The sequence below is a fragment of the Micromonospora globosa genome, assembly GCF_000717585.1.
Taxonomy (GTDB): domain Bacteria; phylum Actinomycetota; class Actinomycetes; order Mycobacteriales; family Micromonosporaceae; genus Micromonospora; species Micromonospora aurantiaca.
The window spans coordinates 63,606-83,858 of sequence record NZ_JNZR01000004.1 but is presented as its reverse complement, the minus strand read 5'-3'; the positions used below and the strand labels follow the sequence as shown (position 1 = coordinate 83,858).

Sequence of the window (20,253 nt, the reverse complement as noted above, 5' to 3'; positions counted from 1 at the left end):
GGCCGACCCGGGCGCGTCCGTCAGATGTCCAGGAACCGCACGTCCTTGGCGTTGCGCTGGATGAACGACCGGCGAGCCTCGACGTCCTCACCCATCAGGACGCTGAACAGCTCGTCCGCGGTGGCGGCGTCGTCGAGCGTGACCTGGCGCAGCGTACGCGTGGCCGGGTTCATCGTGGTCTCCCACAGCTCGGGGTAGTTCATCTCGCCGAGACCCTTGAACCGCTGGATGTCGTCCGGGCGGGCGTTGGGCTTCTTCTGCTGGCGCAGTGCGATCAGCCCGTCGCGTTCCCGGTCCGAGTACGCGTACTGGGCGTCGTCGCCCTTCTTGTTCCACTTGATCTTGTAGAGCGGCGGGGCGGCCAGGTAGACGTGCCCCAGCTCGACCAGCGGCCGCATGAACCGGAACAGCAGCGTGAGCAGCAGCGTCTGGATGTGCTGGCCGTCGACGTCGGCGTCGGCCATCAGCACGATCTTGTGGTAGCGCAGCTTCTCGATGTCGAAGTCGTCGTGGATGCCGGTGCCGAGCGCGGTGATCAGCGCCTGCACCTCGTTGTTCTTCAGCACCCGGTCGATCCGGGCCTTCTCCACGTTGAGGATCTTGCCGCGGATCGGCAGGATCGCCTGCGTACGCGGGTCGCGGCCCTGCTTGGCCGAACCGCCGGCCGAGTCGCCCTCGACGATGAAGACCTCGGACTCGCGCGGGTCGGTGGACTGGCAGTCGGCCAGCTTGCCGGGCATCGAGCCGGACTCCAGCAGCGACTTGCGCCGGGCGAGCTTGCGCGCCTGCTGGGCGGCGATCCGGGCCCGGGCCGCCTGGGAGGCCTTCTGGATGATGATCTTCGCCTCGGCCGGGTTGCGGTCGAACCAGTCGACGAGCGACTCGTTGCAGACCCGCTGCACGAAGCCCTTGACCGGGGTGTTGCCCAGCTTGGTCTTGGTCTGACCCTCGAACTGCGGGTCGGTGAGCTTGACCGAGATGATCGCGGCCAGGCCCTCGCGGATGTCCTCACCGGAGAGGCGCTCGTCGCCCTTGAGCAGCTTCTTCTCGGCGCCGTAGCGGTTGACGACGCTCGTCAGCGCGGCCCGGAAGCCCTCCTCGTGGGTGCCGCCCTCGTGGGTGTTGATGTTGTTGGCGAAGGTGTAGACCGACTCGCCGTACGACTCGTTCCACTGCATGGCGATCTCAACCGACATGCCCGTCTCCTCGGCGCCGAACTCGACCACCGTCTTGTGGATCGGGCTCTTGGAGGCGTTGAGGTGCCGGACGAAGTCGGCGATGCCGCCCTCGTAGTGGAAGGTGACCTCGCGGGTCTTGCCGTCCTCGTCCTCCGGCACCCGCTCGTCGAGCAGGTGGATGGTGAGACCCCGGGTGAGGAAGGCCATCTCCTGGAGGCGACGGTAGATCGTGTGGAAGTCGAAGTCGACGGTCTCGAAGACGTCCGGGTCGGGCCAGAAGGAGACAGCCGAACCGGTGCGGTCGGTCGCCTCGCCCTTCTCCAGCGGCGTCGGCTTGGAGTGGTGGTACTGCTGGCGCCAGACGAAGCCGTCCTTGTGGATCTCCACAGCCATCCTGGTGGACAGCGCGTTCACCACGGAGACGCCGACGCCGTGCAGGCCGCCGGAGACGGCGTACGCCTTGCCGTCGAACTTGCCGCCCGCGTGCAGCACGGTCAGGGCGACCTCGACACCCGGCTTCTTCAGCTTGGGGTGCAGGTCGACCGGGAAGCCACGGCCGTTGTCGGTCACCCGGACACCGCCGTCGGCCAGCAGCACCACGTCGATGGTGTCGCAGTGCCCGGCCAGCGCCTCGTCCACCGCGTTGTCGACGACCTCCCACACCAGGTGGTGCAGACCGCGCTCGCCGGTGGACCCGATGTACATACCGGGCCGCTTCCGGACCGCTTCCAGGCCTTCGAGAACGGTGATGGACTCGGCACCGTACTTCTTGTTGTCCTCCGCTGCCACGCTCGGCCACTTTCTCGCACCGGCCGCGCGTGGGCGCGGGGCGCGGGTTCGGCGGACAGGACGCGACGTCGGCGCGCATGGACCGCCCCTGGGATCGCCAGGCTCGGATCATGTACGCCGGGCGCCGCGGTTGCCCGCGGATCGCGATCGGCTCGGACCCGATGCGGGACTATGATCGAGGGCTCATGCGGGCCCCTGTCCGTCGCTCCGTCTCGGGTCTTTCGTCTCGCCCTCAATCTTACTGTGCGGAGCCGACCAAACCGCCACTCGGCACCCTCTCCGAGGCGGCTGAGAATGCCGTAGCCGGACGAACCGCGTTGCCCACGACTCCCCCTACACGCCATTGGGGCGGTACCGCGCCACCGGCCACCGTGAGCCACGACGGTCATCCGACCGGTGATCGGCGGCTGCCCCGACCGGGGGTCGCGGCCGGGCCCGGCGTGCCGTAGCTTTTGCGGCGCCGCCGTTGCGGTCTTGATCTTTCGCGCCCGGAACCGGGACGATCGTCGGAGATGGTCCGAAAACGCTTGGTGAGAGGTGACGCCAGATGGGGCTGGACAACGTCGCGGTGCACTGGCCGCGGACCGGCCGCTTCTACGATCCGGTCGCGCCGGCTGAGTTCGTGGACTTCGGCGAGATCGTGGACATGCCCCGAATCTCCGCGCCGACCGCGGCGCTCGCCGAGCTGATCGCGAAGACCGGCACGGTACGCGCGACCGCGTACACCGAATTGGTCGATTTGATCCTCGGGCTGGAGAATGTGCTCTACGCCACGGAGAACGCGGTCGAGGACGAGGACCCGGTGATCGACCCGGACGGCTGCTCCTGGATCGCCGAGGGCGTGGAGAAGTTCGTCGCACGGCACCGGCCGTACGGCGAGCCGGTCACGTTCGAGTCGGTGAGCGAGGTGCTGCGCGCGCTGCTCGGCGACGGGCGGCTGGCCGAGCAGCAGCTCCGCTGGCTCGACAGCCGGCTCGACCGGCTGCGGGACGAGAGCGGCGATCCGCCGCAGTGGAACTTCACCTGCGCCGAGCTGAGCGTGCTGGCGGCCTTCTACCGGCGCTGCGCGGAGCGGGGCTTCGCGGTCTACGCCGACGCCTGACCGGGCGCCGCAGCGCCCGAAGAAGACGTGGCCTGGTTGGCTGCCGCGATCACCTCGGTCAGCGCCGCGTGCAGGTGCCGCAGGTCGGCCAGCGGCAGGCCGAGGCGCTGCACGATGGCCGGCGGGATCCGCTCGGCCTGCGCCCGCAGCGCCTGCCCCTCGGCGGTGAGCGAGACGGCCAGGCTGCGCTCGTCGGCGGCGTCGCGTTCCCGCCGGATGTAGCCGGCCGCCTCCAGCCGCTTGAGCAGCGGGGACAGCGTGCCCGGGTCGAGCTGGAGCAGCCGGCTCAGATCCCGGCCGGACAGCGGCGCGTGCTGCCAGAGCGCCAGCATCACCAGGTATTGCGGATGAGTGAGCCCCATCGGCTCCAGCAGCGGCCGGTAGACAGCGACGACGCTCCGGGCGGCGACTGAGAGCGCGAAGCAGACCTGCTGCTCCAGCGCCAGGGGGTCCTCCTCGATGCCGCCGGTCACCCGCGTCCTCCTCGTCGTCGTTGCGATCCTAGCAACGATTGGTGTACCAATGGTTTGCACCAAACAGAGAGGCGGCGGGATGAGCGACGACGAGCAGGTGGGCGACGCCTCCGGCAAGGGTGGCCGTCTGCTGGGCTGGGTGTTCCGCAACCTCGCCGGCCCGTCCCAGGTGCAGGGCGCGGTGCAGGGCGGCTCGAAGCTGGCCCGCGACGCGTGGAAGGAAGACCTGGAGCGCCGCAAGCAGTGGAGCCGCGAGCAGCGCGAACTCAAGCGCGCCCGGCGGGAGGCGCGGCGTTCGGGCGGTGTCGGTCAGCCGTAGGTGTCGCGAGGGCCGCGCCCGCGTACCCGTCGGGGACCGCGCGCCCACGACGGCGCCGCCGGCCCGTGGATGTGCAGCTTGCGCACCACGTTGTGGCCGACCTCCCGGGCGATCTGCTGCAACAGCGAGCCCGCCAGCAGGCGCAACTGGGTCGCCCACGCCGTCGAACGCGCCTCCACGGTCAGCTCGCCGTCCTCCAGCTTGACCGGGCGACTGTGCTGCGCGACCTCCGGGCCGACCACCTTCTCCCACGCGCCGAACACGGTCGCCTCGGCGGCCGGCTGCTGCCAGCCGCGCGCCTTCATCAGCTTGTCCAGCACCGCGCCGAGCGGCTGCGGATCGCGCGGGTCCGGCCCCGGGCCGGAGTAGCCACGCAGCCGCTTCTCGCCGTCGCCGCGGACCGTGCCGCGCCGTCGCGGGGCCGCCGCCTGCCGCCGGGCCTTCGCCGCGTCGAGCACCGCCCGCGCCAGCTCCGGCCCGGCCGTGCCCTCCGGCAGCTTCGCGGCCGGCTCGCCGTCCGCGGGCTTCCCCGGGGTACGCGCGTCGCGTCCCGGCCCGAGCCGCGCGGGCGGGAGCTGCACCTCGTCATCCGGCACGTCGCACCGTCCCCTCGCCCACCGCATACCGGGTGCCGCGCAGCGTCGCCGGCACGTCGTCGTCCACCGCACAGGTGACCAGGAGCTGGCTCGCGCCGCCGACCAGCTCGGCCAGCCGCTCCCGCCGGCCGGTGTCCAGCTCGGCGAAGACGTCGTCGAGCACCAGCACCGGCTCGATCCCGTCGGCGCGCAGCAGGTCGTAACCGGCCAGCCGCAACGCCAGCGCGTACGACCAGGACTCGCCGTGGCTCGCGTACCCCTTCGCGGGCAGCGGGCCGAGCGTCAGCGCCAGGTCGTCGCGGTGCGGGCCGACGAGCGTGGTGCCGCGCTCGATCTCGGCGGCGCGGTTCGCGGTGAGCGCGGCGGCGAGCGCCTCCGCCAGCGCCGCGCGGTCGGCGCCGGGTTCGGGCAGCTCGACCGAGGGCCGGTACGCGATGCCCGCCGCGCCGCGGCCGGCCGCCACCGCGTCGTACGCCTTCGCCACGTGCGGGGTCAGCGCGGCCACCAGCTCCAGGCGGCCGGCGAGCAGGTCCGCGCCGTGCTGCGCCAGATGCGCGTCCCACACGGCCAGCGTCGACAGGTCACCGCCGCGTGTGCCGCCGGTCTTCCGAGCGAGGTACGACGTACGCAGCAGCGCGTTGCGTTGCTTGACCACGCGTTCGTAGTCGGCGCGGACACCGGCATAGCGGGGCTGGCGGGTGACCAGCAGGTCGTCCAGGTAGCGGCGGCGTTCAGCCGGGTCGCCGCGGACCAGTTCCAGGTCCTCCGGCGCGAACAGCACCAGGCGCAGCGCGCCGAGCACGTCCCGGGCGCGGCGGGCCGGGGACCGGCCGAGCCGGGCCCGGTTGGCCTTGCCCGGGACGATCTCCAGCTCGACCAGCAGCTCCCGGCCCTCGTGCACCACGGCGCAACGGATCACCGCCGAGGCGGCGCCCATCCGAACCAGCGGGGCGTCGGTGGCGACCCGGTGCGAATCCAGGGTCGCCACGTAGCCGAGCGCCTCGACCAGGTTGGTCTTGCCGACGCCGTTGGCGCCGACGAGCACGTTCGGACCCGGCTCCAGGTCGACGCCGACGCGCTCGTACGAGCGGAAGTCGACCAGTTCGAGCCGGCGGACGTACACAGCCTGTGGATACCGGTCAGCGCTTGTGGACGGCGTGGCCGCCGAACTGCTGGCGCAGCGCGGCGACGGCCTTCATCGCGGGCGAGTCGTCCTGCCGGGAGGCGAACCGGGCGAAGAGCGACGCGGTGATGACGTTGAGCGGTACGGCGAGCCGGACCGCCTCGTCCACGGTCCAGCGGCCCTCGCCGGTGTCCTCGGTGTAGCCGCTCAGCTCGGCCAGTTCCGGGTCCTCGTCGAGTGCCCGGTCCAGCAGGTCGAGCAGCCAGGAGCGCACGACGGTGCCCTCGCGCCACGACTTGAACACGCCGGGGACGTTCGTCACCAGCTCCGAGGCCGCAAGCAGCTCGTAGCCCTCGGCGTAGGCGTGCATCAGGCCGTACTCGATGCCGTTGTGCACCATCTTGGCGTAGTGGCCGGCGCCGACCGGGCCGGCGTGCACGAAGCCGAACTCGCCCTCGGGCTTGAGCGACTCGAAGATCGGCATGAGGCGCTCGACGTGCTCCTGCGCGCCGCCGACCATCAGCGCGTACCCGTTCTGCCGGCCCCAGACGCCGCCGGAGACGCCGACGTCGATGTAGCCGATGCCCTGCTCGTTCAGCCGCTCGGCGCGCGGGGCGTCGTCGCTGAACCGGGAGTTGCCGCCGTCGATGATGATGTCGCCCTCGCCGAGCACACCGGCGAGCTCGTCGATGGTGGCGTCGGTGACGCCGGCGGGGACCATGACCCAGACCGCGCGGGGCGACTGGAGCTTCTCGGCAAGCTCGGCCAGGCTCGCGGCGTCGCTGATCTCCGGGTTGTGGTCGTAGCCGACCACCTCGTGCCCGGCGGCGCGCAACCGCTCCCGCATGTTGCCGCCCATGCGGCCGAGTCCTACCAGGCCGAGCTGCATCTGCTCCTACCTCCGTACGTCAGGGTCGTGCTGCCTGCGATCAGCGGGACACGCGGATCGGCATGATGAGGTACCGGTACCCCGGGATGACCTCGCCATCCTCGCCTGCCGGGGAGATGACCGCGGGCTTGAACGCGTCGACGAACCGGAGCAGGGCGTGCTGCGCGCCCAGGTTGGCCAGGCCGTCGATGAGGTACTGCGGGTTGAACCCGATGGTCAGCGGCTCGCCGCTGAAGGTGGCCTCCATGGCCTCGCTGGCCCGTGCCTCCTCGGTGCCGCCCGCCTCGACCACGAGACCGTCGGCGCTGAAGCTGAGCAGCACCGGGGTGGTGCGCTCGGCGACCAGCGCGACGCGCTTGACCACCTCGATGAGCGCGGCGACGGCGACGCGGGCCTCGGCGTTGTGGTCGGCCGGGAACAGCGAGCGCACCGGCGGGTAGTTGGCGCCGTCGAGCAGGCGGCTGGTGGTCCGGCGGGTGCCACCGGAGAAACCGATCATGCCCTCACCGGCGCCGCCGGAGGACAGCGCCATGGTGACGTGGCCACCGAGTGGGCCGAGCGCCTTCGCGGTGTCGTGCAGCGTACGGGCCGGCACCAGCGCGTTGAGGCTGATCTCCGGGTCGTCCGGGTTCCACTCCATCTCGCGCAGCGCGAGGCGGTAGCGGTCGGTCGCCAGCATGGCCATCGTGCTGCCGCTCAGCTCGATCCGTACGCCGGTCATCATCGGCAGCGTCTCGTCGCGGCCCGCGGCGACAGCCACCTGGGCCACGGCGGAGGCGAAGGCGGCGGCGTCGACGGTGCCCGCGCTCTCCGGCATCTCCGGCAGCGTCGGGTAGTCCTCCACCGGCATGGTGGGCAGCGTGAACCGGGCGCTGCCGCAGACCAGTTCGAGGTGGGCGCCGACGGCGGCGATGTCCACCGGCTTGGCCGGCAGGGCCTTGGTGATCTCGGCGAGCAGGCGGCCGGAGACCAGGGCGGCGCCGTCCGCGTCACCCTGCACCTCGACCGTCACCTGGCTGGAGACCTCGTAGTCGAAGCCGGAGACCTGCAGGTTGCCGTCGGTGACGCGGAGCATCACCCCGGCCAGCACCGGTACGGAGGGTCGGTTGGGCAGGCTCTTGGCGGTCCACGCGACCGCCTCGGCGAGCGCGTCGCGCTCCACTCGGAACTTCATCAATGCCTCCGCGTCGACGTCAGCGACAACTCTCTCATGCCGACCGCTGCCACCCGTCCCGCCCGACCGTGCGGGTACCCATCGCACCTTAAGGCGCTGGGACATCGGCTGTGCGCCCGACCCCGTGGATCCAGGTGCCCCGGGCGACTGCCGACGGCAGTGCTCCGGCCCGATCCACAGGAAGTCCAACGGTGATGATTGGTTTTTGTTGTTTAGAAGAGATAACTCATCGTCTTCATCGCACCTGTGCAAACTGTGGAGAACCGGCGTCCGCGCAGGTCAGACACGTTATCCACCGGTGGTTTGGCTGTGGAGAACCAGGGGTAAAACTCGTGTCCCGGTCCACAGCCCTCGCCGGCCGCCGGGTTTTCCACGGCTGTCCACCGGTTGTCCACCGGTAATCCACCGGTTTTCTCCCCAGCGCTGTGGACAACGCCGACAGGGTCGAGAGCCGTCATCCCCAGAACCTTCAACAGCTCGCCCACAGGCAGACCGTCGTCTGGGGATGACGACTGCGTTGTCCCCAGGCATCCACAGCGTCGTCCCCAGGAGTTGTCCACAGTCTGTGGGTAACCGGCCGGGTGCAAAGCGTGGTTGTCCACTGCCTGTGACACAGGGGCTGTGGACAACGGGTACGAGCTGTGGACGAGCACACGACAGATCCTGGGCCCTCCACCGGGTCGAGGGTCAACCGATCCCCGCTGTCGGCTACTTGCCACCCGCCCGAGCCCGTCGCGTCGGCGCCGAAATGGTCACCTTGGTCACCCCGCCCCTCCCGCGATTCCGCCCGCCTCGCCCCGCCCTGCACGTGTCGACCATGAAGTTGGCGGCATCTGGCGTCCGGTTTGTCGCCGCTAACCTCATGATCGACGCGAACGGTCGGCCGGTGAGGGTGGGGACCGGTGGCTGCGTTCAGGTCACGCGTGAGGTGTGACGTTCAGCTCTGGCGAGATCTTGGTAGGAAACGGCCCCTATGAGGGCGCCAAGCTTCCAAGATCTGCGGGGACGTCCGCGGCGGGAGCGGTGAGGGAAAGAGGCAGCGCGAGCAGAGAGACGGTCAGGTGTTCTGCTTGATGCGGTTCGTCAGCTCGGCGATCTGGTTGTAGAGCGAGCGCCGCTCCGCCATCTGCTGGCGGATCTTGCGGTCCGCGTGCATCACCGTCGTGTGGTCCCGGCCGCCGAACGCCTGCCCGATTCGGGGCAGCGACAGGTCGGTCAGCTCGCGGCACAGGTACATGGCCACCTGACGCGCGTTCACCAGCACCCGGGAGCGGGAGTGGCCGCGCAGGTCCTCCAGGCTCACGCCGAAGTAGTCGGCCGTGGACACCATGATCTGGTCCGCGGTGATCTCCGGGCCGGCGCCGTCCGGGATGAAGTCCCGCAGCACCTCCTCGGCCAGCGACAGCTCGACCGAGGATCGGGTGAGGCTGGCGAAGGCGGTGACCCGGATCAGCGCCCCCTCCAGTTCGCGGATCGAGTTCGACACCCGGGACGCGATGAACTCCAGCACGTCCGGCGGGGCGAACAGCCGCTCCTGCGCCGCCTTCTTCTGCAGGATCGCGATCCGCGTCTCCAGGTCCGGCGGCTGGATGTCGGCGAGCAGACCCCACTCGAACCGCGTACGCAGCCGGTCCTCCAGCGTCGCCAGCTGCTTCGGCGAGCGGTCGGACGTGATCACGATCTGCTTGTTGGCGTTGTGCAGGGTGTTGAAGGTGTGGAAGAACTCCTCCTGCGTCCGCTCCCGGTTCTCCAGGAACTGGATGTCGTCGATCAGGAGGATGTCCACGTCCCGGTAGCGGCGCTGGAACGCGCTCGTCTTGTCGTCGCGCAGCGAGTTGATGAAGTCGTTCGTGAACTCCTCGGTCGAGACGTACCGGACCGAGCGCGCGTTGCCGAGCGTCGTGGCGTAGTGCCCGATGGCGTGCAGCAGGTGGGTCTTGCCCAGCCCGGAGCTGCCGTAGATGAACAGCGGGTTGTACGCCTTCGCCGGCGACTCGGCCACCGCCACGCTCGCGGCGTGCGCGAACCGGTTGGACGAGCCGATGACGAAAGTTTCGAACATGTACTTCGGGTTGAGCCGGTTACCGCCGCTCTCCGTACCGCCGGGGAGCCTGCGATCGGCCTGGCCGCCGCCGCCCGGACGGTGGTGGTCGGCGCCACCCCGGCCGGGGCCGTTGTCGGTGGCGCCGTCGCGCGGCAGGCCGCGCATCGGCGCGGGGTCGGCGGGCGGACTCTCCCGGTATCGGGGCTCGTATCCGCCGGCGTCGGGCACGGGCGGCTCGATGCGGGTGCGCTCGTCGAAGGCGCGGCGCTCGGGCGCGGTGCGTACCGGCTCGGCGAACGCAGCGCTGAAGAGCGTGTCCTGCGCGTCCCGGCCGGCCGGAATGAGGTGCGGGCGGCCGCCGCCGTCGGCGGTCCGCTGGCGCGGCGCCGGCTCGTCGAGCGGCTGCTCCGGGCGCGGTTCGGCGTACCCGGCCTCGGCGTACCCGGGTTCCGGGCGCGGCGACGGGAAGGCGGACGCGGGCTGGTCGAAGCCGGGCAGCGGGGCGGCGGCGTCGTGCTCGGGCAGCGGCTCCGGGCCGCTGCGGTAGACAGTGCCGGCCGGGCGGGCGCTCGGGTCGTCGGAGACCCGCACGGTGACGGCCACCTGGATCGGCCGGCCGAGCCGGCGGCTCAACGCCTCGGTGATGGCCGGGCGGAGCCGGGACTCGATCACGTCCCGGGTGAAGGCGTCCGGCACCGAGAGCAGCGCCGTGTCCTCGACGATCGCCCGCAGCCGGGTGAGCCGGAGGTACGCCCGTTGCTGCGCGGAGATGATCTCGTCGGCGAGTTCGTCGGTGGTCGCCGTCCACACCGCGGCAAGGTCGGTCGCTCCGGTCACCGTCGTGCCACCCCCTCGCCTGCTCCTTCTCACGCCCGCCCGGACGGCTGACCGGTCGTCATCCACAAGTTATCCACAGCCTGTGTACCGACCGATTGTGGCCGCCCACCGGACGCGGGTCGGACCTGCCCCCCTCGATCCGGGGAGGCGTTGAAGCGGGTTCACCGTGCCGAACGATTCAACAGCGTGTCCGGTCTTGCCGATCGGCGACAAACCCCGGACCCCCGACGCCGACCGCAATCGCGCACGCTAACAGCGCGGACCCCACAGCATCAACCGGCGACACCCTGACGACCTTGGCAACATCAGTGAAAACCGCCCCTTCGGTCGCGCTTGCGCGCAGGTCGGACGCCCGAGTGTGACGTTTGACGGTCATTGCGCCCCTGCGTAGGCTGGAGCGGCTGCTCTCTCGCCCTCTGCTAGGGTGATTGATGCTTGCTGTCCGTGGCTGTCACCCCGCATCGCCGGGGAGCGTGTCGCGGCAGCGCCGATCGGAGGTCACCGACAGGTGATCTGGACCAGCACACGACCCCGGGCGATCCGCCGCGCGGGGCGTACGACAACGGAGAGCCTGACGTGAGCAAGCGCACCTACCAGCCGAACAACCGCCGGCGCGCGAAGACCCACGGCTTCCGGCTGCGCATGCGCACCCGTGCCGGCCGCGCCATCATCTCGACCCGTCGCTCCAAGGGCCGCGCCCGCCTGTCGGCCTGACGCCGACAGGTCCGGTCCGGGGACGTGGGCAGTCGTGCTGGCCGCCGCGCAACGACTGCGGCGCAGTAACGACTTCGCCGCAGCGGTTCGCGGTGGCCGACGCGTCGGCCGTGGCGCCGTCGTGGTCCACCTGACCCTCCCCGAGCCGATCGGCACCACCGCGACACTCTCGCCGGAGCCGGCGCGAAGCCTCGGTGCGGAGACCTCCGCACCGAGCCGCGCCGGCTTCGTCGTGTCCAAGGCCGTCGGCGGCGCTGTGGTCCGCAACAAGGTCCGCCGCCGGCTCCGGCATCTGGTCCGCGAGCGGCTGGGCGAGCTGCCCGCCGGCACCACCCTCGTGGTACGCGCGCTGCCTGCGGCCGCCGACGCGACGTACGCCCGGCTCGGGGCCGACCTGGACGCGGCCATCGCCGCCGCACGGGCCCCCCGGGGACGGCGGTCGCGGTGACCGGCCCGACGACGACTCCGTCGCCCACAACCGGTGCCCGCATGCTGCTGGCACCCATCATCGCGTACCGTCGGTGGATAAGTCCGGCACTGCCGGCCCGCTGCCGGTTCTACCCGTCGTGCAGTGCCTACGCCGTCGAGGCGGTGTCCCGGCACGGTGCGCTGCGGGGAGCCTGGCTGACGGTCCGTCGGCTGTCGCGCTGCCACCCCTTCCACCCTGGTGGACACGACCCGGTTCCGGAGCCGGGCGACCGCCGCCGTTCCGACGTGACTGGAGCCTGAGTGTTTAGTCTCGACTGGATCTACTACGCGATCTCGTGGATCCTGCTGACCTGGCACTCGGCCTGGGACGCCATCGGAGTTCCGGTCGGGGCCGTGATCGGTACGAACTGGGCCTGGATCCTCGCCATCGTCTTCCTGGTGGTGACGGTCCGGGTGATCCTGTTCCCGGTCTTCGTCAAGCAGATCAAGTCGCAGCGTGCCATGCAGGCGCTCCAGCCGAAGGTCAAGGAGCTCCAGGAGAAGCACAAGGGTGACCGGGAGACGCTCCAGAAGGAGATGATGGAGCTCTATCGGAAGGAAAAGGCCAACCCGCTCATGGGCTGCCTTCCGATGTTCCTCCAGATCCCGGTCTTCCTGGGCCTGTTCCACACGCTGCGCCGCCTCAGCCCCGACAACCAGGGCAAGACCCTGTACGGCTGGACCGTCGACCAGTTCAACAGCGCCTCCAACGCGACGCTGTTCACCGCGCCGATCTCCGGCAAGTTCGGCTCCACCGCTGACGAGCTGAGCCGGCTCGGAGCGAGCACCGGCACGGTCAAGGTGGTCGCCGGCATCCTGGTGATCATCATGATCGCCACCACCTACCTGACCAGCCGTCAGATGATCCTCAAGACCGGGTGGGCCGAGGACCCGCAGCAGCGCATGGTGCAGCGGCTGATGCTCTACGGCATCCCGCTGTCGCTGCTGATCTCGGGTGCGATCTTCCCGATCGGTGTGATCATCTACTGGGTCACCAACAACCTCTTCACGCTCGGCCAGCAGCAGTGGGTGCTGCGGAAGTTCCCGCCGCCGCCGACCGCGAAGAGCACCAGCGCCGCCAAGAGCACCTCCGGCAAGGGCCCCGTGCAGCCGGCCAAGGCCGGTGGCCTGTTCGGCCGCAAGGCGGCCCAGCCGCCGGCGAAGGCTCCGGCCGTCGCGCCGAAGGTGGCCGGCCCGAAGCCTGGCGCCAAGCCGGTCAACCCGAAGAAGGGTGGCAGCAAGCCCGCCAAGCGACAGGGCTGAGCCCACAGGGCCACCGTCGCGACGTCGGCGGTGGCCCGTTCCGGCCGCGTGCTGCCATCCGAGGAGTCGGCGCCGGGCCGGAATCGCCGCGCGGAGCGCGGACACGGGCGAAACTGGCCCGTACAGACGTGCCCGAGGGCACCCGGCGAACCTCCCGCCGGCCCCGGGAGACCAGCGGACCCCCGACGGTCCGGCCGAGCGAGTACGGAGATGAGACCCGTGACCGAGACCAGCATCCCCAGCGCCGACCAGTCCCTGGACGAGGAGACCCCCGTTACCGCCGCCACCGAGACCGAGGACGCCGTGGGCGAGGCCCGGGAGAAGAAGGCCCCGGCCGACAGCGACCTGTTCCGGCAGAGCGAGATCGCCGCCGACTACGTCGAGGGACTGCTGGACATCCTCGACTACGACGGCGACATCGACGAGCTGGTCTCCGGCGGCCGCCCCGTCGTCGAGGTCGTCGGCGGCCGGCTCCAGAACCTGGTCGGCCAGCGCGGCGCGACCCTGGAGGCGCTCCAGGAGCTGACCCGGCTGGCCGTGTTCCGTCAGACCGGCACCCCGAGCCGGCTGCTGCTCGACGTCGGCGGCTACCGGGCCGCCCGGCGCAAGGAATTGGCCGCCGTGGCGAAGAACGCGGTCGAGAAGGTCAAGGAGCACGGCGAGCCGGTGCGCCTGGAGCCGATGTCCGCGTTCGAGCGCAAGTGCGTGCACGACGTGGTGAACGCGATGAGCGGGGTGGAGAGCGAGTCCGAGGGCGTCGAGCCCAACCGCCGCATCGTCGTCCGGCCGGTGGCGGACTGAGGTCTGTGATCTCCGACGAGACGACGGCAGGAGCCGTGACCGGCCCGGGCGGTACGCCGCCCGGGCCGTCGGCTGCGCGCCCCGACAACACAGTCGACCCGGTCTTCTCCGATGACGACGGGCCGGCCGACCCGGCGTACCCGGGAAGGGCCGTGACCGACCCCGGCGAGCCCGCCTTCTCCGGCGAGCCGGCGGTGGTGACCGGGATCGAGCCCGCCGACCCGGCGGTGGACGTGACACCCGCCTTCTCCGGCGAGCAGGCGGCGGACGTGACGCCGGCCGACCCGGCCGCGGTGGCCGACCCGGTCTTCGCGGAGCCGTCGGCGGACGCACCGTCCCTCGTGGACGGTGACGACGTCCCCGACCCGGCGACGGCGACGCTGCCGCCCGAGCTGGCGGAGGCCGCCCGCGCGTTGTTCGATGACCGGCTCGACCTGGCCGCCGCGTACGCCGAACTACTCGCCACCGACGGCGTGGTCCGCGGCCTGATCGGCCCCCGCGAGACGCCGCGCCTCTGGGAGCGGCACCTGCTCAACTGTGCGGTGGTGGCGGAGCGGATCCCGGAGGGCGCCAGCGTGATCGACGTCGGCTCCGGTGCCGGGCTGCCCGGTCTGGTGCTGGCGATCGCGCGTCCCGACCTCACCGTGACGCTCGTCGAGCCGCTGGCCCGGCGGACCGCCTTCCTGATCGAGGCGGTACAGCGTCTCGGCCTGACCCGGGACGTCCGTGTGTTCCGTGGGCGGGCCGAGGAGGCGGCGGCCGGCTCGCGTGACCGGGAACCACTGAGCGCCGACATCGTGACTGCCCGCGCGGTGGCGCCGCTGGACCGGCTCGCCTCCTGGTGCCTGCCGCTCGTGGCCCCCGGCGGACGGCTGGTCGCGCTCAAGGGCGCCTCGGCGGCCGACGAGATCACCGAGCACACCGAGGCCGTGATCCGCCTCGGCGGCGCGACCCCGGAACTGCACCGCTGCGGCGAAGGGGTGATCGACCCCCCGGCGACTGTGGTCGAGGTGGTCCGGGAGCGCGTGATCAACCCGCGCCGTCCGAAGAAGCCGAAGCGGTCGCGTGGCGGTCGCCGCCGCGGCGACCGCTGAGCCGGTACGCCATTCCGCACGCCCGATCCGGTCGTTGGACCGGTGGGCGTGACGCGATCGATCGCAACCCGACATGGACCCACCGCGCCCGTCGGCCGTAGGCTGACCGCGCGTCGATAGTGTGGAACGGCGGTGCCGGGCGGCACCCGAACCTGACGGTTCCCGCCGAACCGACGGCGCCGTGCGAGGCGCGGACGCGATTCGACGGGTGCGGACCGACCATCCGGAGCGGGTAGGGATGACAGGTGCATGACGACGGCAGGTACGACGATCCACGGTTGACCGGACCAGGAGGCGAGCCCTCCGCCGACCCCGTTTCACGTGAAACCAACTACCAGGAGTGGACGGTGAACGAGCCCGGCGAACCGTCCTCCCCGTACCCGGCTCAGCCGTCCAAGCGACGGGAGCCGTCGGCCGGCGGGCCCGTGCGGCCCGTGTCGTCCGTGCCGGCGAACGTACCGCCGGCCCGCGACCCGCTCGACCCGGCCGACGGTCCGGTGAACGCACCGACTCCGCGCCCGCCCGCGGTGCGGGCGAACGCCGCGGTACCCACCCGCTACGAACCCCAGCCGCCCGTCTCGGCCGTGCCGTTCCAGGCCGTCCCCGAGGTCACAGCGGCGCCGTCCGACACGCCACAAGCGGACGGGTACGGGGACGAGGTAGACGCCAGCACGTACGTTTCACGTGAAACCCCGACGCGCGAAGAGGATGATCCACCGTTGGCTATGGAGGCGATGCGCGCCGTGCAGATCCTGAATCCCAGTGGCGAGGTCACCATGCCGCGCCCCGACCGGACCCGGGTGATGTGCGTCGCCAACCAGAAGGGCGGCGTGGGTAAGACGACCACCACCGTGAACCTCGCAGTGGCACTCGCGCTGCACGGCAATCGGGTGCTCGTGGTCGACCTTGATCCCCAGGGCAACGCCTCCACCGGTCTGAACGTGCCGCACCACACGGGCGTGCCCGACGTGTACGACTGCCTGATCGACAGTGTGCCGCTGGAGGAGGTGGCCCAGGCGGTCGAGGGCATCCCGAACCTGTGGTGCGTACCGGCCACGATCGACCTGGCCGGCGCCGAGATCGAGCTGGTTTCGGTGGTGGCCCGGGAGTCGCGCCTGGCGCGGGCCATCGCCGCGTACCCCGGCCACTTCGACTACGTCTTCATAGACTGTCCGCCGTCGCTCGGCCTGCTCACAGTCAACGCGCTCGTGGCCGCGCAGGAGGTGCTGATCCCGATCCAGTGCGAGTACTACGCACTGGAGGGCCTCAACCAGCTGATCAACAACATCAACCTGGTTCGTCAGCACCTCAACCCGAAGCTCGAGGTCTCCACGATCCTGCTCACCATGTACGACAGGCGTACCCGGCTGGCTGACGCGGTGGAGCAGGACGTCCGGAACCACTTCGGCGACAAGGTGCTCCAGGCCGTCATCCCCCGCAACGTGCGTGTCTCCGAGGCACCGAGCTACGGCCAGTCGGTGATGACCTACGATCCCGGTTCGCGGGGGGCCACGAGTTACTTCGAGGCCGCCCAGGAGATCGCGGAGCGAGGCGTCAAGGAGCCGGTGAGCCGGAATGCGTAGTGCGGAGATGTCGCTGGGAGGCGTCGCATGAAGAACCGTCCCCGCGGCGGACTGGGCCGAGGGCTCGGCGCCCTCATCCCCACCGGACCGGTACCGGGCGCCGAACCGGCTGCCACCGAACCGGAATCGTCGGCCACTGCCGCGTCGCCGTCGGCTCCGGTCGCCGGCGCGACCGCCGCCATCACCGGCGGCGTCGGGAGCACCCCGCCTCCGGCCGTCGAGCCCGAGCCCCAGCTGAGCCCGGTGCCCGGCGCCCGCTTCGCGGAGATCCCGGTCGACGCGATCGTGCCGAACCCGAAGCAGCCCCGGCACGTCTTCGACGAGGAGGCGCTGGAGGAACTGAAGACCTCGATCCAGGAGGTCGGCTTCCTCCAGCCGATCGTGGTCCGCCAGCTCGACCCCGAGAAGTTCGAACTTGTGATGGGTGAGCGGCGCTGGCGTGCCGCCCAGGCGGTCGGCCGGGAGACCATCCCCGCCATCGTCCGGGACACCAAGGACGACGCGATGCTCCGGGACGCGCTCCTGGAGAACATCCACCGCGCCAACCTCAACCCGCTCGAAGAGGCGGCGGCGTACCAGCAACTCCTTGAGGAGTTCGGTGCCACGCACGAGGAACTGGCCCGGCGGATCGGCCGCAGCCGCCCGCAGATCTCCAACACCATCAGGCTGATGAACCTGCCACCCGCCGTGCAGCGCCGGGTCGCCGCCGGTGTCCTCTCCGCCGGCCACGCCCGGGCACTGCTCAGCCTGGACAACGCCGAGGCGCAGGAGGCACTCGCCGAGCGGATCGTTCGCGAGGGCATCACGGTCCGCGGCGCCGAGGAACTGGTGCACCTGGCGCTCGCCGAGGAGCCGGCGAAGACGGCCGCCGCCAAGCGCCGGCCGAAGCCGCACGCCCCGGCGCTCACCGATCTCGCGGACCGTCTCTCGGACCGGTTCGACACCCGGGTGAAGGTCGACATCGGCCGCAGCAAGGGCAAGATCACGATCGAGTTCGCCACCGTCGACGACCTGGAGCGGATCGTCGGCATCATCGGCGTGGGCGAGGACGGGCAGCCCGAGGCGTAGCCCTTTTCTCCGGTGTCGATCCGGCCGCATCCCGACGAGGGGATGCGGCCGGATCTGTGTCCGGGTCGGTTCGGTGCCGTTCGTCGGGCATAGCGGTTCGTTGGGTCACGGCTACTCGGTCGACGGGGACCGGCCCCTCCGAAGCCGATGCCGTCTCCGACGAGGGGCTGGGCCGTCTGGTGCCGGTGGTGCTCACCGATGCCCTAGCGTCCTTCCGCGCTGATGCGGTCGAAGCGGGAGCATCCTGGGTCGCACCGGCTGTTGGGCTGTCGTGCCTCGCCCGTCGTTTCACGTGAAACGGGGGCAGGCGACTGGGTGGTGGCGGTGAATCTGCTATCCGCGTTACTGATCGGCGGCAGGGCCGCGCGTCCGAGCGCTGGAGGGCTGAGTACGCGAGGGCCGAGTGCGCAAAGGTTCCGAAAGAGCCGCCGTTCGGCGTTGACGAGTCGGTGCGCGCCCACTCCGCTGGTCTGGCAGGAGGGCTGGCGGCGACGGCTCAGACGGAATCCGTTGCTTGGTGACTCGCTCGTTCCGCGTGACACACTCGTCTAGCCGCCGGCTGGTGCCGCCCACCGATCGCACGCACGCGAACCGGTTATCCGCCGGAAAGCCATTCGGGCTGCCGGGCTGCCGGGCCGTCGGGCTGCCGGGCTGCCGAGCCGCCCTGCCCGGGCCAGCGTGCCGCGGCGTGCCCCGGACCGGCGTGCCGACTGTCCCGGGCGGCAAGCCCTGAGCTAGGGCAAGGGCGATCGGAGGATGACCATGCTGACGGGCCAGAGGGTTGAGCACACCCGGCCGTGACGACCGCGCAAGAGCCGTCCTGCCGACCCCCTATCCGATCATCCGGGCGCCCGCGTAGGGCACGCCGCCGCAGCGCCTGTGAGCGATCCAGGCGCATTGAGCCGCGCCCCGCCGAACCGGGGAGCACCTGAGCGAGGGTCGCTGAGCCGAGCAGTGCCGAACCGAACACTGCCGAACCGGGGAGTGTCGAACCGGCGAGCGGCCGAGCCGGGAGCGCCGAGCCGGGAGCGCCAGTCGCGAGGAGCCCGGCCAGCGGGCCGAGCTGTGCGGCCCGGCTCAGCATCCCTGGGCCGGATGATGCTGACTCGTTCGCGCCGCCGTCGATGACCCGGGATCGCTCTCCGGGGCGGCCAGGTGGTCGCACGCCTCCAGGGTGGTGGCGAGCCCGATCAGCGATCGAGCGGCAAACCCGAGGCCCGGCAAACCCGAGGCCCGGCAAACCCGAGGCCCGTGCGGCCAGCTCGGGATCGGCCTGTCGGCTCAGACGCGCCTGCTGTTTCACGTGAAACGCGGCGACCGACCCGACCCTCATCCGATCGAGTCCCGGCTGTGCCGGGTACAAGCGATGCGGCGCGGCGCCGGCCACAAGTCGAGCGGTGGTCGGCGCGGCTCGGTATCCGCGCGGCCCGGCGCGCTCCCAACGAACAACCGCCGGATGGCTTGCCTCGCGACTCACCTGTCGCCGTCGCCCGGAGGCGCCTCGTTCGATCCGAGGACCAGTCACGGAACAAGGCCAGTCGACGCCAGCGAGCCGAGCGACCGCGCCGAGATGCGGGCCGACGCATCCGCCGTTTCACGTGAAACACGCACGAGAAGAAGCCGTCGGCACCCGGTGCGGATCGGTCACCGGATCGTTGGAAGAACGGGCCCAGACGCACCCCGAGTTATCCACAGCGGTTGTCCACAGGCACTCCCCGTTTCACGTGAAACAAAGCGAGGAAACCCTTGCTGAGCAGTGCATGACGCGCTGTGCTGGTGATCTCGGCAGCCTGTGGACAACGCGGTGGACAACCGGTGGGCGGCCAGTGGAACAGGTAGGGACAGGCGTCGCCAACTCGGTTAGGGTCAGCGTCGTGCCGGACACCCCTCCCTCAGTTCCCGACTTCACCCAGTGGCCGTCCTTCCCCTTCGAGGGCGATCTCCGCGTCAAGCAACTCGACGAGCCCGTACCGTTCGAACCTCCCCGCCGCGGCGAGGCGGACCGGGAGTGCACCGCCTGCAACGCGCCCGACGAGGCGTACATCTGGGTCGGTGAGCGGTGGCGCGTCCGCGCCATGGACCGGCCCACCGGCCTGCCGATGGTCCTGATCCTTGAGTCCCGTTCCCACCTGGATCTGGGCGACCTGCCGAACCTGCTCGCCGCCGAACTGGGCGTGATGACCGTCCGCCTGGAGCGGGCCGTCCGCTCGCTCGACGGGGTGGCCCGCGTCCACGTGAACCGGTGGGGCGACGGCTCGGCGCACCTGCACCTGTGGTTCCTGGCCCGGCCGTACGGTCGACTGCAGCTGCGGGGCACGTTCCTGTCGCTGTGGGACTCGATCCTGCCCCCGATCTCCGAGGAGAAGTGGCGGGAGAACCTCGCCATGGTGGCCGCGTGGCTCGCCGAGTTCGGCGGCCGTCCGTTGGCCGAGCCGCCGCGCATCCACTGGCAGGCGCCGTCGAGTCTCTCCCCGACCTCGCCCGCGAACGCCGCTGAGGAGCCCGAGGACGAGGCCGTGTCGGTGATCGAGGCAGCGGACGAGATCCCCGAGTCCGACGCGGCAGCGGGCCTCTCAGACCCCTCGGCGGGCCCGTCGGAGCCCGACCCGGCACCGCAGGCCGGCCCGGCGCCGGAACACGCAGGGGACAGTGCCCCGGACAGCGAAGACGAGGACGAGGCCGGGCCGGACGACGCCGCGGACGACCGGCCGGACGCAGCGCGTACCCGGGAGAGCTGA

At 71.1% G+C, this 20,253-nt stretch carries 19 protein-coding genes; 11 read left to right on the top strand and 8 right to left on the bottom strand.

The features are described from left to right. Positions 1–20 precede the first annotated feature (20 nt). Positions 21–1,967 (bottom strand): DNA topoisomerase (ATP-hydrolyzing) subunit B, encoded by a 1,947-nt coding sequence (gene gyrB / locus IF06_RS0106390; protein WP_013283219.1) that lies wholly within the window; start codon positions 1,965–1,967, stop codon positions 21–23. Positions 1,968–2,514: 547 nt separating this feature from the next. On the opposite strand from gyrB, the gene IF06_RS0106385 reads away from it, so the two are divergent. Beyond that, complete coding sequence (locus tag IF06_RS0106385) at positions 2,515–3,069, top strand: hypothetical protein (RefSeq protein ID WP_013283218.1); 555 nt, start codon at positions 2,515–2,517, stop codon at positions 3,067–3,069. Here the strand turns inward: IF06_RS0106385 and IF06_RS0106380 are convergent. After that, on the bottom strand, positions 3,054–3,542 hold the full coding sequence (locus tag IF06_RS0106380) for a MarR family winged helix-turn-helix transcriptional regulator (RefSeq protein ID WP_030269566.1): 489 nt from the start codon (positions 3,540–3,542) through the stop codon (positions 3,054–3,056). The two genes, IF06_RS0106385 and IF06_RS0106380, sit on opposite strands and share 16 nt — an antisense overlap. 79 nt (positions 3,543–3,621) lie before the next feature. Between IF06_RS0106380 and IF06_RS0106375 the strand changes: the two genes are divergently transcribed. Beyond that, positions 3,622–3,861: a hypothetical protein gene (locus IF06_RS0106375; RefSeq protein WP_013283216.1), complete on the top strand. Its 240-nt coding sequence runs from the start codon at positions 3,622–3,624 to the stop codon at positions 3,859–3,861. Here the strand turns inward: IF06_RS0106375 and IF06_RS0106370 are convergent. From IF06_RS0106370 to dnaA, 6 genes are all read right to left on the bottom strand, one after another. Next, positions 3,852–4,457, bottom strand: coding sequence for a DUF721 domain-containing protein (locus IF06_RS0106370; RefSeq protein ID WP_030269564.1), 606 nt, complete (start codon positions 4,455–4,457; stop codon positions 3,852–3,854). The two genes, IF06_RS0106375 and IF06_RS0106370, sit on opposite strands and share 10 nt — an antisense overlap. Further along, entirely contained in the window at positions 4,447–5,580 is a 1,134-nt protein-coding gene (gene recF / locus IF06_RS0106365; protein WP_030269563.1) for a DNA replication/repair protein RecF, read from the bottom strand. Before recF ends, IF06_RS0106370 begins: the two co-directional genes overlap by 11 nt. Positions 5,581–5,596: 16 nt before the next feature. Next, a complete protein-coding gene (gene gnd, locus IF06_RS0106360; RefSeq protein ID WP_013283213.1) occupies positions 5,597–6,469 on the bottom strand; it encodes a phosphogluconate dehydrogenase (NAD(+)-dependent, decarboxylating) in 873 nt (290 codons plus the stop codon). Positions 6,470–6,509: 40 nt separating this feature from the next. Continuing rightward, positions 6,510–7,643 (bottom strand): DNA polymerase III subunit beta, encoded by a 1,134-nt coding sequence (dnaN, locus tag IF06_RS0106355; RefSeq protein WP_013283212.1) that lies wholly within the window; start codon positions 7,641–7,643, stop codon positions 6,510–6,512. A 212-nt stretch (positions 7,644–7,855) separates the two neighbouring features. Further along, positions 7,856–8,128 carry a hypothetical protein gene (locus tag IF06_RS33535; protein WP_141722578.1) on the bottom strand — a complete coding sequence of 91 codons (273 nt, stop codon included), beginning with the start codon at positions 8,126–8,128 and terminating at the stop codon, positions 7,856–7,858. A 572-nt stretch (positions 8,129–8,700) separates the two neighbouring features. Then, positions 8,701–10,524 (bottom strand): chromosomal replication initiator protein DnaA, encoded by a 1,824-nt coding sequence (dnaA, locus tag IF06_RS0106350; RefSeq protein WP_013283211.1) that lies wholly within the window; start codon positions 10,522–10,524, stop codon positions 8,701–8,703. Between the two features lie 576 nt (positions 10,525–11,100). Between dnaA and rpmH the strand changes: the two genes are divergently transcribed. From rpmH to IF06_RS0106305, 9 genes are all read left to right on the top strand, one after another. Next, entirely contained in the window at positions 11,101–11,238 is a 138-nt protein-coding gene (gene rpmH / locus IF06_RS0106345; RefSeq protein WP_013289388.1) for a 50S ribosomal protein L34, read from the top strand. A 34-nt stretch (positions 11,239–11,272) separates the two neighbouring features. Then, positions 11,273–11,686: a ribonuclease P protein component gene (gene rnpA, locus IF06_RS0106340; protein WP_030269559.1), complete on the top strand. Its 414-nt coding sequence runs from the start codon at positions 11,273–11,275 to the stop codon at positions 11,684–11,686. A gap of 41 nt (positions 11,687–11,727) precedes the next feature. Next, positions 11,728–11,967, top strand: coding sequence for a membrane protein insertion efficiency factor YidD (yidD, locus tag IF06_RS33015; RefSeq protein WP_013477538.1), 240 nt, complete (start codon positions 11,728–11,730; stop codon positions 11,965–11,967). After that, positions 11,968–12,969 (top strand): membrane protein insertase YidC, encoded by a 1,002-nt coding sequence (gene yidC, locus IF06_RS0106335; protein ID WP_013289386.1) that lies wholly within the window; start codon positions 11,968–11,970, stop codon positions 12,967–12,969. A gap of 210 nt (positions 12,970–13,179) precedes the next feature. Then, complete coding sequence (locus IF06_RS0106330) at positions 13,180–13,770, top strand: protein jag (protein WP_013477537.1); 591 nt, start codon at positions 13,180–13,182, stop codon at positions 13,768–13,770. Between the two features lie 341 nt (positions 13,771–14,111). Then, positions 14,112–14,864, top strand: coding sequence for a 16S rRNA (guanine(527)-N(7))-methyltransferase RsmG (rsmG, locus tag IF06_RS32005; RefSeq protein WP_420063435.1), 753 nt, complete (start codon positions 14,112–14,114; stop codon positions 14,862–14,864). A 245-nt stretch (positions 14,865–15,109) separates the two neighbouring features. Continuing rightward, positions 15,110–16,447: a ParA family protein gene (locus IF06_RS34700; RefSeq protein ID WP_082171330.1), complete on the top strand. Its 1,338-nt coding sequence runs from the start codon at positions 15,110–15,112 to the stop codon at positions 16,445–16,447. 27 nt (positions 16,448–16,474) lie between these two features. After that, a complete protein-coding gene (locus IF06_RS0106310) occupies positions 16,475–17,515 on the top strand; it encodes a ParB/RepB/Spo0J family partition protein (protein ID WP_030269552.1) in 1,041 nt (346 codons plus the stop codon). A gap of 1,874 nt (positions 17,516–19,389) precedes the next feature. Beyond that, complete coding sequence (locus tag IF06_RS0106305; RefSeq protein ID WP_013477532.1) at positions 19,390–20,253, top strand: hypothetical protein; 864 nt, start codon at positions 19,390–19,392, stop codon at positions 20,251–20,253.

Bases quoted from the DNA above. Each gene is read 5' to 3' on its own strand.
- gnd (WP_013283213.1), bottom strand. From the start codon at position 6,469: ATGCAGCTCGGCCTGGTAGGACTCGGCCGCATGGGCGGCAACATGCGG.
- IF06_RS0106330 (WP_013477537.1), top strand. From the start codon at position 13,180: ATGAGACCCGTGACCGAGACCAGCATCCCCAGCGCCGACCAGTCCCTG.
- dnaN (WP_013283212.1), bottom strand. From the start codon at position 7,643: ATGAAGTTCCGAGTGGAGCGCGACGCGCTCGCCGAGGCGGTCGCGTGG.
- yidD (WP_013477538.1), top strand. From the start codon at position 11,728: ATGCTGCTGGCACCCATCATCGCGTACCGTCGGTGGATAAGTCCGGCA.
- IF06_RS0106385 (WP_013283218.1), top strand. From the start codon at position 2,515: ATGGGGCTGGACAACGTCGCGGTGCACTGGCCGCGGACCGGCCGCTTC.
- IF06_RS0106310 (WP_030269552.1), top strand. From the start codon at position 16,475: ATGAAGAACCGTCCCCGCGGCGGACTGGGCCGAGGGCTCGGCGCCCTC.
- IF06_RS0106375 (WP_013283216.1), top strand. From the start codon at position 3,622: ATGAGCGACGACGAGCAGGTGGGCGACGCCTCCGGCAAGGGTGGCCGT.